The 3,812-nt window shown below is 69.2% G+C and carries 4 protein-coding genes; all 4 read left to right on the top strand.

Going from position 1 to position 3,812, the window contains the following annotated elements; all coding sequences use genetic code 11:
* Nucleotides 1-1,572, top strand: a 1,572-nt coding sequence (locus tag ACLFOB_RS14580) for a BCCT family transporter (RefSeq protein WP_410926553.1), incomplete at its 5' end; no start/stop codon positions are given.
* Nucleotides 1,573-1,716: 144 nt separating this feature from the next.
* Nucleotides 1,717-2,655: an aldo/keto reductase gene (locus ACLFOB_RS14585; protein ID WP_410926554.1), complete on the top strand. Its 939-nt coding sequence runs from the start codon at nt 1,717-1,719 to the stop codon at nt 2,653-2,655.
* Nucleotides 2,652-3,305: a DUF938 domain-containing protein gene (locus ACLFOB_RS14590; RefSeq protein WP_410926555.1), complete on the top strand. Its 654-nt coding sequence runs from the start codon at nt 2,652-2,654 to the stop codon at nt 3,303-3,305. The genes ACLFOB_RS14585 and ACLFOB_RS14590 overlap by 4 nt, the downstream gene beginning before the upstream one ends.
* Nucleotides 3,306-3,386: 81 nt before the next feature.
* Nucleotides 3,387-3,722, top strand: coding sequence for a carboxymuconolactone decarboxylase family protein (locus ACLFOB_RS14595; protein ID WP_410926556.1), 336 nt, complete (start codon nt 3,387-3,389; stop codon nt 3,720-3,722).
* The last annotated feature ends 90 nt before the right edge of the window (nt 3,723-3,812 follow it).

Here is a 3,812-nt window from a genome sequence, read left to right on the forward strand (position 1 = left end):
CAGGACAACATCGAGGGCAGGGTCGGCCCGTTCGGCTTCGACATCCACAACCCGGTCTTCGTGATCTCGGGCCTGGTCGTCGTGGCCTTCGTGGCCTACGCGCTGATCGCGCCGCAGCAGGCGTCCGACTTCTTCGGCTGGCTGCGGCCGGCGCTGACATCGAGCTTCGACTGGTTCTTCCTGCTGTCGGCGAACGTCTTCGTGCTGTTCTGCCTGTTCCTGATCGTGTCGCCCTGGGGCTCCGTGCGGCTGGGGGGCGCGGAGGCCACACCGGATTACGGCTATCTCGGCTGGTTCGCGATGCTCTTCGCCGCCGGCATGGGCATCGGGCTGATGTTCTTCGGCGTGCTCGAACCCGCCTATTACTTCGCCACGCCCTGGGGCGACGCGCCGCTGGGCACGGTCCGGCCCTTCACCGAGGACGGTGCGCTGATCGAGGCCAACGTGGAAGAGGCGCGGCGCATGGCGCTGGCGGCCACCTCCTATCACTGGGCGCTGCACCCCTGGGCGATCTACGCGGTGGTGGCGCTGGCGCTTGCGCTCTTCAGCTACAACAAGGGCCTGCCGCTCTCGATCCGCTCGGCCTTCTACCCGATCCTGGGCGAGCGCGTCTGGGGCTGGTGGGGTCACCTGATCGACACGCTGGCGGTCTTCGCCACGCTCTTCGGCCTCGCCACGTCGCTGGGGATCGGGGCACAACAGGCCAACGCGGGCCTCAGCTACATCTACGGGCTGCCGGAGAACATCACCATGCAGGTGATCCTGATCGTCGCGATCACGGCCATCGCCCTCATCTCGGTGCTGCGCGGTCTCGACGGCGGGGTGAAGGTGCTGTCCGAGATCAACATGGTGATCGCGCTTCTGCTGCTTCTGTTCGTGCTCTTCGCCGCCGGCGCGGGAACGATCCTGACCGAGTTCGTCGCGGGCCTGGGATCCTACGCGCGGGAGATCGTGCCGCTGTCGAACCCCTTCGGGCGCGAGGACACGGGCTACATGCACGGCTGGACGGCCTTCTACTGGGCGTGGTGGATCAGCTGGTCGCCCTTCGTGGGCATGTTCATCGCGCGCGTCAGCCGCGGCCGCACGGTGCGCGAGTTCCTCGTCTGCGTGCTGATCATCCCCAGCCTCGTCTGCATCCTGTGGATGGCCGTCTTCGGCGGATCGGCGATCAGCGACATGATCGCCAATCCCGAAACCTCGGCGGTCACGGCGAACGTGATCACCGAGTACAACGACTCCGTGGCGCTCTTCGCGATGCTGGAAGGCCTGCCGCTGGCGTCGATCACCTCGACCATCGGCATCATCCTCGTGATCGTGTTCTTCGTGACTTCCTCGGACTCGGGCAGCCTCGTGATCGACACGATCACCGCGGGCGGCAAGGTGGACGCGCCGGTCACGCAGCGGGTATTCTGGTGCACCTTCGAGGGGCTGGTGGCCATCGCGCTGCTGGTCGGCGGGGGCCTCACCGCGCTGCAGGCGATGGTGATTTCCACCGGCCTGCCCTTCACGATCATCCTGCTGCTGATCTGCATGGCGATCGTGAAGGGGCTGATCGCGGAGAAGCGCGGCTGACCGGCTGCAGGGCCTGCGCGCCCCGCGCCCCGCTCTCCGGCCGTCGATGCGACGGCCGGAGTCTCTTCCTCCGGTCACGCACCATGGGGCGGCGCACAGGCCGCCCTCTTCCGCCCCGGAACGCGCCGTGCGATGGTCCGCGCCATGACAGCGATACATTCCCCCGACGGCACCCCGGCCAGCCGCTTCGCCTTCGGCGCGATGCAGTTCGGCGGCAAGGCGGACGAGGCGGCCTCTGCGGCGATGTTCGAGGCCGCGCTCGCCGCCGGCATCACCCATTTCGACAGCGCCTTTCTCTACACCGACGGGCGCGCGGACGAGATCCTTGGGCGGCTCGCAGCCCCGCGGCGCGACGGGCTGACCATCGCGACCAAGGTGGGCTACCGACCGGGCAGCGGACCGGAGACATTGCAGCAGGAATTCGACACCACGCGCCGGCGGCTTGGCATGGAGCGGGTCGAGATCCTCTATCTCCACCGCTGGGATCCGCAGACGGAACCGGAGCGCCGGATGGACTGGCTGGCAGAGACGCAGGCCGCGGGCGGCTTCGACCATATCGGCCTGTCGAACTTCGCCGCCTGGCAGGTGATGAAGGCGCAGGGCCTGGCCGCGGAACGCGGCACGCGGATCGCCGTGATCCAGCCGATGTACAACCTGGTCAAGCGGCAGGCAGAGGTCGAACTGCTGCCGATGTGCATGGCAGAGGACATCCTGCCTGTCCCCTATTCGCCGCTGGGCGGCGGGCTGCTGACGGGCAAGTATTCCCGTGACGGGGCCGCCGGGCGGCTGAAGGAACAGGAAAACTACGCCCGCCGCTACGGCGCGGCCTGGATGCACGAGGCCGCGCAGGGCCTTGCCGGGATCGCGGACGAACTGGGCACGCATCCCGCCACGCTCGCCGTCGCCTGGGTCGCATCGCATCCCGCGCACCCCGTGCCGATCCTCTCCGCGCGCTCGGCGGAACAGCTTGCCCCCTCGCTCCAGGGGATCGCCTATCCGATGGACGAGGGCTTGCGCGCGCGGCTCTCCGCCCTCGCGCCCGCGCCGCCGCCCGCGACCGACCGGCTGGAGGAACAGGCATGACACGCCGCCTGAACCTGCCCGACAGCGCCTCGGTCGCGCGCCCCGGCGAGGGCGGCAAGCTCTTCGCGCCCTCGGCCGAGCGCAACGCGGGCCCGATCTGCGACCTGGTCGAGCGGTATGGCCCGCCGCGGGGCCGCGCGCTGGAACTTGCCTCCGGCACGGGACAGCACGCGGTCGCACTGGCGCGCCGCATGCCGGAGCTCGACTGGCAGCCCAGCGAAATCGACGAGGGACGCCGCGCCTCGATCCGCGCCTGGGGCGCGGAGGCGGGCCTGCCCAACCTGCGCGCGCCCCTGGCCCTCGACGCGGCCAGGCCGGGATGGGCCGCGGCGCACGGCCCTGCCGACCTGATCCTGCTGGTCAACCTGCTGCATCTGATCACGGAGGCGGAGGCACGCACCATCGTGGCAGAGACCGGCCGCGCGCTGGCGCCGGGTGGCATCTTCATCCTCTACGGGCCGTTCATGCGGGCGGGCGAGCTGACCTCCGAGGGCGACGCGCGTTTTCACGAGAGCCTGAAAACGCAGGACCCCGAGATCGGCTACAAGGACGATTTCGACGTGATCGACTGGATGATGGCGGCGGGGCTGGACCTGGCCCATGCCATCGAGATGCCGGCGAACAACCTTTCCCTCATCGCGCGGCGCTGAATCTGATCCGGATCAAGGCGGGCGCGGGTGACCCGTGATCTGCCGGCCGGGCAAGAACAGACCGAGGGACGGGAAAGACAGATGGACTGGACGGACAAGCTCGACACCACGCGAGATCAGTTGCGCGCGCTCAACCGCGCGATCCCCGAAACCGCACGCGCCTTCGGCGGGTTGGGCAAGACGGTGAAAGAGGGCGGACCGCTCGATTTCAAGACCAAGGAGTTCGTGGCGCTGGGTATCGCGGTGGCCACCAAATGCGACGCCTGCATCGCGCTGCATGTGGAGACGCTGGTCAAGTGCGGCGCCAGCCGCGAGGAAGTCGCCGACGCGCTGGGCATGACGATCCAGATGGGTGGCGGACCGTCGATGATGTATGCCGCAAAGGCGCTGGAGTGCTTCGACCAGCTGAGCGGCTGAGCCGTCCCCGCCGCCAGACGGCGCCGCCTGCGGCGGCACGCCTTCACGTGGCGCGGCCCAAGGCCGCGCGGTGCCTCCGGCGGGGATATT

It is taken from the genome of Rhodosalinus sp., from assembly GCF_046542825.1.
Lineage (GTDB): Bacteria > Pseudomonadota > Alphaproteobacteria > Rhodobacterales > Rhodobacteraceae > Rhodosalinus.